The sequence below is a fragment of the Micromonospora sp. RV43 genome (assembly GCF_001029515.1).
Lineage (GTDB): Bacteria > Actinomycetota > Actinomycetes > Mycobacteriales > Micromonosporaceae > Micromonospora > Micromonospora aurantiaca.
Genome location: NZ_LEKG01000198.1, coordinates 1 through 13,471, shown reverse-complemented (window position 1 = coordinate 13,471; position 13,471 = coordinate 1). Strand labels below are relative to the sequence as shown.

Annotated in this window: 12 protein-coding genes and 1 pseudogene; 7 read left to right on the top strand and 6 right to left on the bottom strand. The window is 71.2% G+C overall.

The genetic code is table 11. The features are described from left to right. Nucleotides 1-339 (bottom strand): bifunctional precorrin-2 dehydrogenase/sirohydrochlorin ferrochelatase (locus ABD52_RS32290; protein ID WP_304413824.1); only part of this gene is annotated, 339 nt, incomplete at its 3' end. Between ABD52_RS32290 and ABD52_RS32285 the strand changes: the two are divergent. The 3 genes and pseudogenes from ABD52_RS32285 to ABD52_RS32275 all read left to right on the top strand — a co-directional run. Then, nucleotides 323-655: pseudogene (locus ABD52_RS32285) on the top strand (cellulose binding domain-containing protein); the annotation flags it as partial. The gene ABD52_RS32290 and the pseudogene ABD52_RS32285 sit on opposite strands and share 17 nt — an antisense overlap. Before the next feature lie 145 nt (nucleotides 656-800). After that, nucleotides 801-1,367: a hypothetical protein gene (locus ABD52_RS32280; protein WP_047894233.1), complete on the top strand. Its 567-nt coding sequence runs from the start codon at nucleotides 801-803 to the stop codon at nucleotides 1,365-1,367. A 114-nt stretch (nucleotides 1,368-1,481) separates the two neighbouring features. Beyond that, complete coding sequence (locus ABD52_RS32275) at nucleotides 1,482-2,015, top strand: hypothetical protein (protein ID WP_047894232.1); 534 nt, start codon at nucleotides 1,482-1,484, stop codon at nucleotides 2,013-2,015. A 66-nt stretch (nucleotides 2,016-2,081) separates the two neighbouring features. Here ABD52_RS32275 and ABD52_RS32270 read toward each other — a convergent pair whose 3' ends face one another. Genes ABD52_RS32270 through ABD52_RS32255 form a run of 4 tightly spaced genes read right to left on the bottom strand, consistent with a single transcriptional unit; the run spans nucleotide 2,082 to nucleotide 7,516 of the window. Continuing rightward, nucleotides 2,082-4,295 carry an alpha-galactosidase gene (locus tag ABD52_RS32270; RefSeq protein ID WP_047894231.1) on the bottom strand — a complete coding sequence of 738 codons (2,214 nt, stop codon included), beginning with the start codon at nucleotides 4,293-4,295 and terminating at the stop codon, nucleotides 2,082-2,084. Next, nucleotides 4,292-5,173 (bottom strand): carbohydrate ABC transporter permease, encoded by an 882-nt coding sequence (locus ABD52_RS32265; protein WP_047894230.1) that lies wholly within the window; start codon nucleotides 5,171-5,173, stop codon nucleotides 4,292-4,294. The genes ABD52_RS32270 and ABD52_RS32265 overlap by 4 nt, the downstream gene beginning before the upstream one ends. Continuing rightward, nucleotides 5,170-6,126 carry a carbohydrate ABC transporter permease gene (locus tag ABD52_RS32260; RefSeq protein ID WP_013284906.1) on the bottom strand — a complete coding sequence of 319 codons (957 nt, stop codon included), beginning with the start codon at nucleotides 6,124-6,126 and terminating at the stop codon, nucleotides 5,170-5,172. Before ABD52_RS32260 ends, ABD52_RS32265 begins: the two co-directional genes overlap by 4 nt. A gap of 22 nt (nucleotides 6,127-6,148) precedes the next feature. Further along, nucleotides 6,149-7,516, bottom strand: coding sequence for an ABC transporter substrate-binding protein (locus ABD52_RS32255; RefSeq protein WP_225319818.1), 1,368 nt, complete (start codon nucleotides 7,514-7,516; stop codon nucleotides 6,149-6,151). 243 nt (nucleotides 7,517-7,759) lie between these two features. Between ABD52_RS32255 and ABD52_RS32250 the strand changes: the two genes are divergently transcribed. The 3 genes from ABD52_RS32250 (at nucleotide 7,760) to ABD52_RS32240 (ending at nucleotide 11,664) form a co-directional block, all read left to right on the top strand. Continuing rightward, nucleotides 7,760-9,769, top strand: a complete 2,010-nt coding sequence (locus ABD52_RS32250; RefSeq protein ID WP_047894229.1) for a beta-galactosidase — start codon at nucleotides 7,760-7,762, stop codon at nucleotides 9,767-9,769. A 34-nt stretch (nucleotides 9,770-9,803) separates the two neighbouring features. Continuing rightward, on the top strand, nucleotides 9,804-10,580 hold the full coding sequence (locus tag ABD52_RS32245) for a DeoR/GlpR family DNA-binding transcription regulator (RefSeq protein WP_047894228.1): 777 nt from the start codon (nucleotides 9,804-9,806) through the stop codon (nucleotides 10,578-10,580). Between the two features lie 103 nt (nucleotides 10,581-10,683). Further along, nucleotides 10,684-11,664: a sporulation protein gene (locus ABD52_RS32240; RefSeq protein WP_047894227.1), complete on the top strand. Its 981-nt coding sequence runs from the start codon at nucleotides 10,684-10,686 to the stop codon at nucleotides 11,662-11,664. A 61-nt stretch (nucleotides 11,665-11,725) separates the two neighbouring features. Here ABD52_RS32240 and ABD52_RS32235 read toward each other — a convergent pair whose 3' ends face one another. Beyond that, a complete protein-coding gene (locus ABD52_RS32235) occupies nucleotides 11,726-12,100 on the bottom strand; it encodes a hypothetical protein (protein WP_047894226.1) in 375 nt (124 codons plus the stop codon). A 285-nt stretch (nucleotides 12,101-12,385) separates the two neighbouring features. Between ABD52_RS32235 and ABD52_RS32230 the strand changes: the two genes are divergently transcribed. Next, nucleotides 12,386-12,808: a hypothetical protein gene (locus ABD52_RS32230; protein WP_041784166.1), complete on the top strand. Its 423-nt coding sequence runs from the start codon at nucleotides 12,386-12,388 to the stop codon at nucleotides 12,806-12,808. The last annotated feature ends 663 nt before the right edge of the window (nucleotides 12,809-13,471 follow it).

Genomic DNA, 13,471 nt, shown 5'->3' with positions numbered 1-13,471 from the left:
GGTCGAGACCGCCACCTGCAACCCGCCCCGCCTCAGCGTCGAGGGCAGGGCGAAGTCCCCGTCCGAGGGCCTGTCGGCGACGTTGACCGGGATACCGCGCTCGTTCGCCTCCCGGACAACCGCCGCGTTTACTTCCCTGCGGTCCGTCGCGGCGAACGCCAGCGTCGCCTCCGCGAGATCCCCGGCCTCGTACTTCCGGCGCTCGATCCCGACGCTCTCGACGTTCTCGGCTGCGAGGCTCTCCAGCGCCGGGTCTATCTCGGGCGACACGACCTTTACCAGTGCCCGGGACCGCGACAGGCCGAGAGCCTTGCGACCGGCGACCCCGCCGCCGACCACCACGCCCCCGCCGTCCGGTGGCTGCACCGCCACCTACACCGTCGCGAACTCGTGGCAGGGCGGCTTCCAGGGCGAGGTCAAGGTGACCGCCGGAGCTGCCGCGATCACCGGCTGGACGGTCCGCTGGACGTTCGCCAACGGCCAGTCCGTCACCCAGGCGTGGAACGCCAGCGTCAGCAACAGCGGGTCGGCGTACACCGCCCGCAACGTCGACTACAACGGCCGCCTCGGCGCCGGCGCGAGCACCAGCTTCGGCTTCATCGGCAGCTGGCAGGGCACGAACTCCACTCCCGCCGTAACCTGCACCGCGAGCTGATCACCGGTGGCCGGGCCCGCGCGGGCCCGGCCACCGCTCTCCGGCATAGTGATCAAGGGGTTTGTGCCGTGTCCGGGCGCGGGTACAGACGCCACGCCCTTGATCGCGGGTCGAGGCGCGAGCGCGAGGGACCGGAGGGGACGCCATGAGCACGGGGACCAGGGGGCGACCGTCGGGGCTGGTGATCGGCTCGCTCGTGGCCGTCTCGTTCGGCACCGTGTTCGTGCTGGTCAACAGCGGTGGCCTGCCCGCGCCCTGGCCGCTCGTGGTGCGCGTGGCCGGCCTGCTGGTGGCCGCGCTGCTCCTGGTCACGCTGTTCCGGGTGGCCGGCCGGGAGACGCCCGCCCCGCAGCGGGAGGCCGCCGGGTTCATGGACCGCCGCTACTGGCTGGTGGTGGCGCTGGAGGCGGTCGCGCTCCTCGGTGGCCTGTCCGTGATCAACAACGTGCTGGACCGCCCCGCCGTGGCCGTCGCCTGGGTGGCGGTGGTCGTCGGCGTGCACTTCTTCGGCCTCGCCCACGTCTGGCGGATGCCGCTCTACCACTGGCTGGGCGCCGTGATGACAGCGCTCGGCCTGGCCGGGTTCCTCGCCCACGCGCTCGGCGCGGGCGCCGGCACCGTCGGCCTGATCTCCGGCGTGGGGTGCGGCGCGGCCCTGTTCGCCGCAGTGGCCCTGGCCCTGCGGGACACCGTCCGTCGCGCCGCCGCCTGAGGACGGCCGGACCGCTGATCGCCGTCGAGAGGAACGCGGCCGGTAATTGGTGACTCAGGGTGTTGCGCTCTCCGCTGAGCGTGAGGGGGGTCGTACTCCTTGAAGGGCGGGGACATGTGGGAAACGATTCTGGGCTTCGTCAGTCTGATGCTGGTCGCGGTGTCGTTGTGCTTCTCCGCCGTGCAGACGCGGGAGGTGGCGAAACAGAGCCGCATCAACAACGGCATCGGCTCGGCCACCGCGCTGATGGAAGTGAACAATTTGTCTCGCGCCTGGCACGACCGCCTGTTGGAGAATCCGCCGCTTCGCGCATACTTCTTCGACCGGAAGCCCTCCGCGCCGACCGACACCGACCGGCCCGTCGTGATCACCCTCGCGGAGCTACTCGCGGACGTGCTGGAGTGCGAGCTGCAGGTGGCCGGGCTGCTGCCCGACTTCCGATTCGCCCACTCCTGGCACCGGTGGCCCGCGCACATGCTGGAGCAGAGCCCCGTCCTGGCCGAGGTGGTGGAGAGCCACCCCGACTGGTGGCCCACGCTCCACGAGCTGTGGCGCTCGACCGGCGAGTCCGGCCCGGCCACCGTGACCCATCCATTGGCCGGTGGGGTTGCGGCCACCTCGACCCGCGTCCCGCGGCGGCGCCGGTGACCCACGAACGTCCCGGGCGCGTAGGCTCCCGCGGTTGAACGGGCCGGTCACCGCTGCCGGCGTCTCTCAGCCGACGACGGTGACCTCCAGGAGGAGGGCCTGTTCGGGGTGCAGGGCGGGGAGCTGCACGCCGACCGTGCCCAGCACCGAACCGCTCACCGTGATGCCGTCGCCCGGCCAGGCCAGCCAGCCCGGCGGGGACAGCTCCAGCAGGGCCGGTTCCGGTACTCCGGCGGGCGGGCGGACCCGGTAGCGCCGCTGCGGGTCCAGCCCCGGCAGCCGCACCGCGCCCGGCACCTGCGCCGCCGAGGTGGCGACCCGGCTGACCGCGTACACCGCATGGTTGCGGTCGTGGGCGACCACGCCGTGGGCCTGCACGGCCGGGTCCGGGTGGTCGACCCGGACCACCCGGCCGGTGTGCAGCAGCGGGCGCAGCCGCTTGTGCAGCGCCACCCAGGCGGCGAGTTCGGCCCGCTCGCCGGCGTCGATCGCGCTGATGTCCCACTCGACGCCGTGGTGGCCGAACAGCGCGGTGACCGCCCGGAAGCTCAGGTCGTGTACGCGGTGCGTGGTGTGCGAGCGTTCCGGGCCGATGTGCGTGCCGATCAGTTCCGGCGGCAGCAGCAGGCCGGTCCAGCGCTGGATGGACAGCCGTTCCAGCGCGTCGTTGCAGTCGCTGGCCCAGACCCGGTCGGTGCGGCGCAGGATCTCCAGGTCGACCCGGGCACCACCGGAGGAGCAGCTCTCGATCTCGGCGTCCGGGTGCCGGGCACGCAGCTCGTCCAGCAGCCGGTAGACCGCGAGGGTCTGCGCGTGCACACCCGGCCGTCCGGCGTGCCCGGCCTCGGTGAGGTCGCGGTTGTGGTCCCACTTCAGGTACGCGAGCCCGTCGTGCCCGCTCAGCACCGCGTCGAGCCGTTCGAGCAGGTACGCGTACGCGTCCGGGTGGGCCAGGTCGAGCACCTGCTGGTGCCGCCACGGTGGCGGCAGCCGGCCCGGCGCCTGGAGCACCCAGTCCGGGTGGGCGCGGAACAGGTCGGAGTCGGGGTTGACCATCTCCGGTTCGACCCACAGCCCGAACTGCATGCCGTGCCCGCGTACGTGGTCGATCAGCGGCTGCAACCCGTCCGGCCAGACCTGGCCGTCGACCCACCAGTCGCCGAGCCCGGCCTGGTCGTGCCGCCGGCCGCGGAACCAGCCGTCGTCGAGCACGAAGCGTTCCACCCCGACCTCGGCGGCCCGGTCGGCCAGTGTCCGCAGCCGGTCCAGGTCGTGGTCGAAGTAGACCGCCTCCCACACGTTCAGCGTGACCGGCCGGGGCGTGCGCGGGTGCGACGTGCGTGCTCGCAGGTGCGTGTGCAGCGCGTCGCTGAGCCCGTCCAGCCCGTCGGCCGAGTGCGCCGCGTAGAGCAGGGGAGTGGCGTACTCCTCGCCCGGCCCCAGCACGATCTCGCCGGGTGCGAGCAGCTCACCGCCGCCGAGCGTGGACTCACCTGTCGGGCGGCGCTCGGCGGCGGTGACGTGGTCGCCGCTCCACGCGGTGTGCACCGCCCACACCTCGCCGTGCCGGAAGCCGAACCCGGCGGTGCCCGCGACCAGCAGCAGCGTGGCGTCGTGGCCGGTGCGGCCGTGCCGTCCCTCGCGTACCCACGCGCCCATCGGCCACGGGTGCCGCTGCGGCGCGCGCTCCCGGCACCAGCGGCCGGTCAGGTCGAGCAGCTCGGTGGCGACCGCCGGCACCGGCAGCACCGGCGTCAGCTCCCGGACCTCGTACCGGCCGTCGCCGTCGTTGCGCAGCCGGTGCCGCAGCGTCAGCACGCCCGCCGCGTCCAGCGTGATCTCGACGGTCAGGCTCAGCCCCGCGCCCGGGTCCGCCGCCCGCACCTCCACCCGCCCGGAGGGAAGGAAGGGCCCCTTGTTAACGGCTGGTGCATGTAAAGGGGCCCCTCCTAACAGGGCGGGCGACGGTGCCGCGGGCTCGTCGTACACGTCGAGGCCGGTGAGGCGGAACGCCGTCGACCAGTCCCGGCCGTCGCGGTGACCGGCGAGACCGGGACGTCCGCTCCACCCGGCGCTCGCCTCGGGCAGCAGCGACAGCACAGTGGGCGTGTCGAAGCTGCTCGGCACCACCGGCGGCACCGTGGCGTCGGCGACCGCGGGCAGGTCCTCGTCGGGCAGCGGGCCGAGGTCGGCGCCCCAGTGCACGACCCGGGGCAGCCCCGGGCCGCGGGCGTCGAGCACCAGGCTGGTCCGCGCGCGGCGCAGGTGGACGATCGTCATCCCTTGGAGGCTCCCAGCGTCAGACCCCGGACGAACTGCTTCTGCAGCAGGAAGAAGATCACCAGGGTGGGAATCGCGACCAGCACCGAGCCGGCCGAGACCAGGTTGTTGTCGGTGAAGAACTCGCCGCGAAGGTTGTTCAGCGAACTGGTGACCGGGAACTTGTCGCCGGTACGCATGAGCACAGTGGCCCAGAAGAACTCGTTGTAGATCCAGGTGACTTCGAGCGTCGCGAGGGCGGCGAGCGCCGGGCGGCACAGCGGCATCGTGACCTGCCAGTACTGCCGCCACACGTTCGCCCCGTCGACCATCGCGGCCTCGTACAGCTCGTGCGGCAGCGCCTTCATGTAGTTGCTGAGCACGAACACGCAGAAGCCGCACTGGAACGCGACGTTGACCAGGATCAGCCCCCAGTAGCTGTCGTACAGCAGCTCCGAGTCGCTCATCCAGGCCGGCAGCGGGATCTCGGTGAACATCCGGAACAGCGGGATGAGCAGCGCCTGCTGCGGCAGCAGGTTCGCCGCGGTGAACAGGCCGAGCAGCGCGATGTTGAGCTTCCAGCTGAACCGGGCGATCACGAACGCCACGCAGGAGGCGAGGAACAGCGTGAGCAGCACCGCCGGGACGGTGATGTACGCCGAGTTGAGGAAGTGCTTGCCGAACTCGGCGGTACGCCAGGCGGTGACGTAGTTGTCGATCGTCCAGCCGCCGAGCGACACGTAGCCGTTGGCGGCTGTGTACTCGTAGGAGCGGAACGAGGTGAGCACCGCCCAGAGGATGGGGAACAGCCAGCCCACGGCGACCGTACCCAGGAACAGGTGCAGGACGACCCGGGCGGGCCGCACGGGGCGGCGGCGGCCGGCGGAGACGGCGGTCATCGCTTGTCCTCCCGCATCACGGTCCAGAGGTAGATGGTGATGAAGACCAGCGAGACGGCCAGCATGATGGTCGCCAGCGCGGAGCCGAAGCCGATCCGGCTGGCCTCGCCCACCACGTTCTGAGTGACCAGCGCGGAGATCAGTTCCAGCCCGTTGCGGCCCTTGTTGATGACCCAGACCAGGTCGAACGCGCGCAGCGACTCGATCACCGTCACCACCAGCACGATGATGTTGATGGGGCGCAGCACCGGGAAGACGACCCGGAAGAACGTGCTGGTCTCCGAGGAGCCGTCCACCGCGGCGGCCTCGCGCAGCGACGGGTCGACGCCCTTGAGGCCGGCCAGGTAGAGCAGCATGATGTAGCCGACGTGCCGCCAGCCGGCCGCCACCAGTACGGCCCAGATGTTGACGTCCGGGTCGCCGTACCAGTCGGTCTCGCCGCCGAACACGCCGTTGAGCAGCCCCTGGTCGCGGCTGTAGATGAGCTGCCAGACGAAGCCGATGAGCGCCAGCGACAGCACCACAGGCAGATAGAGCGCGGTCTGGTAGAAGCGGCTGCCGCGAATCTCCTTGTCGAGCAGCACGGCGAGGAACATGCCGAACGGGGTGGCCACCACGAACAGCGCGGCCAGCCACAGCAGGTTGTTCTGCACGGCGGGGACGAACGGCGGGTAGATGTTCACCACGTCGTCGTAGTTCTTGGCCCCGACCCACTCGATCTCGGAGATCGGGCCGATGCCGTCCCAGTTCGTGCCGGAGAGCAGCACCGTCGCCACCGCGGGCAGCCAGACCAGCCCGGTGACGAGCAACAGGGGTACCAGCACCATCAGCGTGATGACCACGCGGTCGGTGCGGGACAGGAGCCGTAGCCGGCGACCGCGACCACCGTTCGTGGTGGTCGCGGCCGGCGGCGGCACGGCGCGATCCTCTTGGATCAGGGGCAGGTCGGACATGATGTCCTTCCCCCTTCCGCCGTCAGCTGGTGAAGATCGACTTCTTCTGGTTCTCGATGCTGGTGAGCAGCCCGCTGATGTCCTTCGGGTCCTTGATGAACTGCTGCAACGCCGGGATCATCACGGTGGAGGCGAAGTCCGGCCGGGTGTCCCGGTCGAGGAACTGGGCGATCTCGGTGGCGGAGCCGACCAGCTCGGCGGCCTTCTTCTGCAGCGCGGTGTAGGCACCGGTTTCCGCGCCGCTGTTGGCGACAAGCGTGCTCGGGTCGTTCTTGACGGTGATGTCCGCCGCCTCCTTCGAGCCGAGGTACGTCAGCAGCTTCTGCGCCGCGTCCTTGGACTTCGGCTTGCGGGCCATCATGTAGCCGTCGATCGGGGCGTCCAGCGCCTTCGCGCCGATCGTGGAGTCGATCTCGGGGAACGTGAAGAAGTCCAGGTCCTCCAGGTCGGCGCCGCTGAACTGCTGGCCGACGAACAGGCCGAGCAGGTACATGCCGCTCTTCTTCTGCTGCAGCGACTGCGCGGCCTCCTGCCAGGTGCGGCCGAGCGAGTCCGGCTGGTGCAGGGGGAGCAGCCCGGCCCAGGTGTCGAAGACCTTCTTCACCTTGTCGGAGGTCCACGCCTCCTTGCCGGCCATCAGGTCGATGTGGAACTGGTAGCCGTTGATCCGCAGGTTGAGGATGTCGAACGTGCCCATCGCCGGCCAGCCGTCCTTGTCGGCGAACGCGATCGGGTTCAGGCCGTCCTTCTTCATCTGCGCGCCGAGCGTGTTCAGGTCGTCCAGCGTCTTCGGCACCTCGTAGCCGCGCTGCTGCCACACCGACTTGCGGTAGAAGACGGCCCACGGGTAGTACGACGCCGGCACGAAGTACTGCTTGCCGTCGTCGCCTGTGGACGCCTTCTTGAACGCGTCGGAGTAGCCGTCGAGCTTGCCCCACACGTCGCTGAGGTCACCGGCCAGGCCCTTGGCGGCGAAGAAGCGCATCCGGTAGCCGGCGAACCAGGTGAACACGTCGTCCGGCTTGCCCTGCAGGTAGTTGTTGATGTTCTCCTGGAACGTGTTGTGGTCGACCGTGTTGATGTTGACCGTCACGCCGGAGGACGTCTTGAAGCCGTCCATCACCTTGGCGACGACGTCCTTGGGCTTCGGGTCGGACTGGTTCGAGCCGAGGGAGACGCTCTTGGCGTCGCCGCCGGACCCGGAGTCGGAGTCGCCGCAGCCGGCGAGCAGACCGGTGCCGAGCAGCGCCCCCGCGCCGGCCGCGCCGGCGAGCAGCGAGCGCCGGTTGAGGCCGGCGACTGACGGGGGTACGAGCCGGGCGAGGTATTCGGCTTGCGAGCGGGGACGGGACATGGTGCCTCCTGCGTGGAAGAGGTGCGCTGCGCTCATGGACCGTGATCGTTGGCGGTGAGCGGTGTTCGTGTCGGCCGCAGCAGATCCACCGAGAATCCACACGTCCGAACACAAACAGCCGGTGGCGCTTGAAGCTACCCCTTGGCGCGGCGCTGTCAAGAGGGCAAAAAGACGACGCTGTCGGCGGTACGGCAGGGCAAAGAGCCGGTAAACGTTGGAACTTCAGTCGATGTTGGAAAGTGTTGACTTGGGTGCTGTTCGGGGGCACCCTCTGCTGTCATGCGGAACTGGCACGGCGACGGCATCTGGTACGGCGCGGACTACAACCCGGAGCAGTGGCCCGAGCAGACGTGGGCCGAGGACGTCGAACTCATGCGACGGGCCGGGGTCAACCTGGTCTCGGTCGGCATCTTCTCCTGGGCACTGCTGGAGCCCGCCCCCGGCCGGTACGTCTTCGACTGGCTGGACCGGGCGATCGACCTGCTGCACGACGGCGGCATCAGCGTCGACCTGGCCACCGCCACCGCCAGCCCGCCACCGTGGCTGGCGCACCGGCACCCGGAGACGCTGCCCCGCCGCGCCGACGGCACGGTGCTCTGGCCCGGTGGCCGGCAGGCGTACTGCCCCAGCTCACCGGTGTTCCGGGACCACTCGCTCGCCCTGGTCGAGGCCGTCGCCCGCCGGTACGCGCGCCACCCCGCCGCGGTGCTCTGGCACGTCTCCAACGAACTCGGCTGCCACAACGTGCACTGCTACTGCGACGTCAGCGCCGAGGCGTTCCGCGGCTGGCTGCGCGAGCGCTACGGCGACCTGGACTCGCTCAACGCGGCCTGGGGCACCGCCTTCTGGAGCCAGCGCTACCACGACTGGGCCGAGATCAACCCGCCGCGTACCGCGCCGACGTTCGCCAACCCGACGCAGCAACTGGACTTCCTGCGGTTCTCCTCCGACGAGCAGCGCGCCCAGCTGCGCGCCGAGCGGGAACTGCTGAACCGGCTCGTCCCGCAGCCCGTCACCACGAACTTCATGATCGGCACCGGCATCAAGTACCTGGACTACCACTCCTGGGCCTCCGACGTGGACGTCGTCTCCAACGACCACTACCTCACCGCCGCCGACCCGCAGCCGCAGGTCAACCTCGCGCTGGCCGCCGACCACACCCGGGGCGTCGCCGGTGGTGCGCCGTGGCTGCTGATGGAGCACTCCACCAGCGCCGTCAACTGGCAGCCCCGCAACGTGGCCAAGACGCCCGGCCAGATGCGCCGCAACAGCCTCGCCCACGTCGCGCGCGGCGCCGACGGCGTGCTGTTCTTCCAGTGGCGGGCCTCCCGGGCCGGCGCGGAGAAGTTCCACTCCGCGCTGGTGCCGCACGCCGGGCCGGACACCAAGGTGTTCCGCGAGGTCTGCCGGCTCGGCGCCGACCTGCGCGCGCTCGCCGAGGTACGCGGCAGCCGCGTCGACGCCGACGTGGCGATCCTGTTCGACTACGAGGCCTGGTGGGGTGCCGAACTCGACTCCCACCCGAGCGTCGACGTCACCTACACCGACCGGCTGTCGGCGCTGCACGCCGCGCTGTGGCGGGCCGGGGTCACCGCCGACGTGGTGCACCCGTCGGCCGACCTGTCCCGCTACCGGCTCGTCGTGGTGCCCACGCTCTACCTCGTCCGCGACGCCGACGCCGACGCGCTGCGCCGGTTCGTGGAGGCCGGCGGCACCGCTGTGGTCACCTACTTCAGCGGCATCGTCGACGAGCACGACCACATCCGGCTCGGCGGCTACCCCGGCGCGTTCCGCGACCTGCTCGGCGTACGCGTCGAGGAGTTCTTCCCGCTGCGGGAAGGCGGGACGGTACGCCTCGACGACGGCGCCCGCGCCGACGTGTGGACCGAGTGGCTGCACGCCGAGGGCGCCGAGGTGCTGGCCGCGTACACCGACGGGCCCCTGCCGGGCGTGCCGGCGCTGACCCGGCACGCGGTCGGCGCGGGCGCCGCCTGGTACGTCGGCACCCGGCTCGACGACGAGGCCACCGACCGGCTGGTGGCCCGGCTCCTCGCCGAGACCGGCGTACGTCCGCCGGTGCGCGCGCCGGCCGGGGTGGAGGTGGTCCGCCGCCGCTCGGCGGACCGGAGCTGGCTGTTCGTGGTCAACCACACCACCGAACCGGCCCGGCTGGCGGTCAGCGGCGTCGAGCTGCTCGGCGGCGCCCGTTGCGACGGCGAGCTGGAGGTGCCGGCGGGTGAGGTGGCGGTGGTCCGCGAGGAGCCCGCGCCGGTGCCCGCGACCGCCTGACCGGTACCCTGCCGTTCGCGCCGAGGAGGTCCCCATGCTCGCCCAGCAACGGCAGAGCGCCATCCTGGAGTTGATCCGCCAGAGCGGCGGCGTCCGGGTCAGTCACCTGGTCAGCCGCTTCGGGGTGTCCGACATGACGATCCGCCGCGACCTGGAGGTGCTGGCCGACCGAGGCCTGATCGACAAGGTGCACGGCGGAGCGACGCTCGCCGGACCCGGCTCCACCGAGGAGCCCGGCTTCGCCGCCAAGTCGGTACGCCAGCAGGCCGAGAAGCGAGCCATCGTGGAACGGGCCGCCGAGCTGGTCGAGCCGGGGATGGCGGTGGCGCTGTCCGCGGGCACCACCACCGCCGCGCTTGCGGCCCGGCTGGCCGAGGTACGCGGACTGACAGTGGTCACCAACTCGATCCCGGTGGCCGACGCGCTCTACCAGAACCCCCGCGCCGACCAGACGGTGGTGCTGACCGGCGGCATCCGTACCCCGTCGGACGCGCTCACCGGCCCGGTCGCCGAGGCGGCCATCGCCGCGCTCAACGTCGACCTGCTCTTCCTCGGCGTGCACGGGATGAGCCCGCGTACCGGCTTCACCACGCCCAACCTGCTGGAGGCGGCGGTGAACCGGCGGCTGATCGGCGCCGCCCGGCGGCTCGTGGTGCTGGCCGACCACACCAAGTGGGAGACCATCGGCATCGCCACCATCGCGCCGCTGGAGGAGGCCGACGTGCTGATCACCGACGGCGGCCTGCCGCCGGAGGCCCGTCGGCAGCTCGGTGAGCAGGTCGGCGAGCTGGTGGTGGTACGCGCGGACTGACACCACGGCGTGCCTCACAGGCACTTCTCAGCCCCGCCGTCTAGGGTGCCCTGACGAAGTGCCCGACGGTCCATGTCGGAGCGCAGTTGCACGGGAGTGACCGATGGTCTTCAAGAAGATGTTGAGCGCGTTCGGCGTGGGCGGTCCGAGCGTCGACACGGTGCTCAGCAACCCGAACACCCGGCCGGGCCTGGCCCTGGACGGGCACGTGAACCTGGTCGGCGGCGACGCCCCGGCCCGCATCGAGCAGATCAACATCGGTCTGGTGACCCGGGTCGAGATCGAGAGCGGCGACCACGAGTTCGCGGGCGTGATGGAGTTCCACCGGATGCCGGTCAGCGGCGCCTTCGAGCTGGCCCCGAAGCAGCAGCTCTCCATCCCGTTCCAGATGCCGGTGCCGTGGGAGACCCCGATCACCGACGTGTACGGCCAGCGCCTGCACGGCATGACCATGGGCCTGCGCACCGAGCTGGCGGTGGCCCGCGCGGTCGACAAGTCGGACCTGGACCAGGTGTCCGTGCACCCGCTGCCGATCCACGAGCGGATCCTGGAGGCGTTCCAGGCGCTCGGCTTCCGGTTCAAGCACGCCGACCTGGAGCGGGGCCACATCTACGGTGTGCCGCAGACGCTGCCGTTCTACCAGGAGATCGAGTTCTTCGCCGCGCCGCAGTACGCGCAGACCGTCACCGAGGTCGAGCTGACGTTCGTGACCAGCCAGCAGGGCGTCGAGGTGATCCTGGAGTGCGACAAGCGCGGCGGCTTCCTCAGCCCCGGGCACGACGTCATCGGCAGGTACTCGATTCCGCACAGCGACGCCGCCCGTACCGACTGGGTGCAGGTCGTCGACGGCTGGCTGCGGGAGACCACCGGCCGCTACGGCAGCCTGCGGGCCCAGGGCTTCGGAATGCCGCACGGCGGCGGCCACGGCTACCCGGGTCACCACGGCCACGGGCGGCGCGGCCCGGGCATGGGCGGCGTGGTCGCGGGCGCCGCGCTCGGTGTCGCCGGCGGCATGATCGCCGGTGAGATGCTCGATGACGCGTTCGACGGCGGCGACGACTTCGGGGACTTCGGCGGGGAGTGAGCACATGCGACGACGCCCCCGGGACGGATCCCGGGGGCGTCGCCGTTAGCGCGGCGGGGGGTCAACGCCCCCGGCGCTCCTTGCCGGAGCGACGCGCGCTGCCCGCCTTCGACAGGCCACGGCTGACCAGGTACGCGCCGGTCAGCGCGGTCAGGTACCACCAGGCCTGGTTCGGGTTGTTGATGTTCAGGCCGTTGGTGGCGGCGCCTCGCCAGAACGCGGCGATCACGACGACCGCGACCGCTGCGGCGTACACCCAGAACTCGGTGGTCAGGAACGCCTGCTTCGTCTCCGTACCCGGGGACGGCCCGTTCTCCCGGTGACCGTCGTGCATCGACGGCATCTGCCGGGTCGACGTGTCCTGCATGCTCGACCGGTTCTGGACGTCGGACATCGGCCGGTTCATCGGCCTGGTGGATGCAGCCTGCGTGCTCATCTGGTCCTCCTCAGGATTTGATGAGTCGTTAACCTGCACACCCTCGCCCCGCTACCGCAGGTCGGCCACGGCGCGGTTCGCGCTCTGTGGCGGGGGCACCCTGGGTCTACCCGGGGCCGGAGACAAGGTAACCGCCGGTCACCGTCGAATGGCCGTCGCGCTCGGCTCGCGGCCGGAACCGGACACCCGGGCGCACACCGGTCCTCCCGCCGCCGGTTCCGGTTTCAGCCACCCGCCCTCGGGCACGCACCACCGATACCCCGAGAGAGCTGTGAGGTGGTTGACGTGCGTGAGGACGACATGCGGCAGGACGCCGCCCGGCAGGCTGAGCAGCGGGTCGCCGGAGGCGTGTACGGCGAGGGCGCGCTGGACGAGGTCACGGTGCCCCAGACCGACGTCGAGCGGATGCGGCAGGAACTCGACCCGGACGACCCGGCGGACGTACCCGTCGACCCGACGGTGCTGCGCGACGGCGGACCGACCCGGGGCCAGGGAGCGGTGACCACGACAGGTGGCACCGCCGGCCCGGCGAGTGTGCGCCGGCTGGCCCGCCAGCCCGAGAAGCACCCGGGCAAGGTGGCGCCGACGACGACCGGTGACGCGAGCACGGGTGGTTTGAGCACCCCGGCCGGCGGCTCCACGAGCGACAACTCGGCCACGGGTGCCCAGGTGGGCAACTTCACCAACAACCGCCCCAACCCAGGCTGACTGAGTCACGGCGGGACGGCGGGACGGCGGGACGGCGGGACGGCCTCCGGCCGCCCCGCCGTCCCGTGTCTGCGCTTCCCCTCCCCAGCCCCGTTCCCGGTGTGACGTCCACTTCGTGCGGACGCTGCCGTCGCCACCTCGGGGAAGTGGTGTGGTCAGAGCGGGCGTGACATAGCAACGTCCCCGATCTGGCGCGCGCGTCGCCACTTCGGCGAAGTGGCTTGTTCGCCCGACCCGCTCCCGCCCTACCCGGCCGTGGGGCTTTCTCCCGGCTCGCGCTGACGGCGTCCCGCCACGTCGGGGAAGTGGTGCGGTCGGGGTGGATGGGATGTAGCCGTTTCCCCGAGGTGGTGCACGCGTCGCCACTTCGGGGAGGTGGTGTGGTCGAGGCGCAGGGTGCCGCCACTTCCCGATCTGGTGCACGCGTCGCGCCACTTCGGGGAGGTGGTGTGGTCAGAGCGGGCGTGACATAGCAACGTCCCCGATCTGGCGCAGGCGTCCGCCAGTTCCCCGATCTGGCGGGAACAGGCCGACGGGACACGTGCCTAACCCGGCACACACCCCGCCCTCACTCGCCGATCTTGCACTCTCGGCCCGAAAGATGTCCGCTTTGTCGATCATTCCGGGGCTGCAACTCCATGATCGCGGAGCAGGGGCAGGGGC

Bases quoted from the DNA above. Each gene is read 5' to 3' on its own strand.
- ABD52_RS32255 (WP_225319818.1), bottom strand. From the start codon at position 7,516: ATGAGCGCAGCGCACCTCTTCCACGCAGGAGGCACCATGTCCCGTCCC.
- ABD52_RS32260 (WP_013284906.1), bottom strand. From the start codon at position 6,126: ATGTCCGACCTGCCCCTGATCCAAGAGGATCGCGCCGTGCCGCCGCCG.
- ABD52_RS32235 (WP_047894226.1), bottom strand. From the start codon at position 12,100: ATGAGCACGCAGGCTGCATCCACCAGGCCGATGAACCGGCCGATGTCC.
- ABD52_RS32265 (WP_047894230.1), bottom strand. From the start codon at position 5,173: ATGACCGCCGTCTCCGCCGGCCGCCGCCGCCCCGTGCGGCCCGCCCGG.
- ABD52_RS32240 (WP_047894227.1), top strand. From the start codon at position 10,684: ATGGTCTTCAAGAAGATGTTGAGCGCGTTCGGCGTGGGCGGTCCGAGC.
- ABD52_RS32280 (WP_047894233.1), top strand. From the start codon at position 801: ATGAGCACGGGGACCAGGGGGCGACCGTCGGGGCTGGTGATCGGCTCG.
- ABD52_RS32250 (WP_047894229.1), top strand. From the start codon at position 7,760: ATGCGGAACTGGCACGGCGACGGCATCTGGTACGGCGCGGACTACAAC.
- ABD52_RS32270 (WP_047894231.1), bottom strand. From the start codon at position 4,295: ATGACGATCGTCCACCTGCGCCGCGCGCGGACCAGCCTGGTGCTCGAC.
- ABD52_RS32245 (WP_047894228.1), top strand. From the start codon at position 9,804: ATGCTCGCCCAGCAACGGCAGAGCGCCATCCTGGAGTTGATCCGCCAG.
- ABD52_RS32275 (WP_047894232.1), top strand. From the start codon at position 1,482: ATGTGGGAAACGATTCTGGGCTTCGTCAGTCTGATGCTGGTCGCGGTG.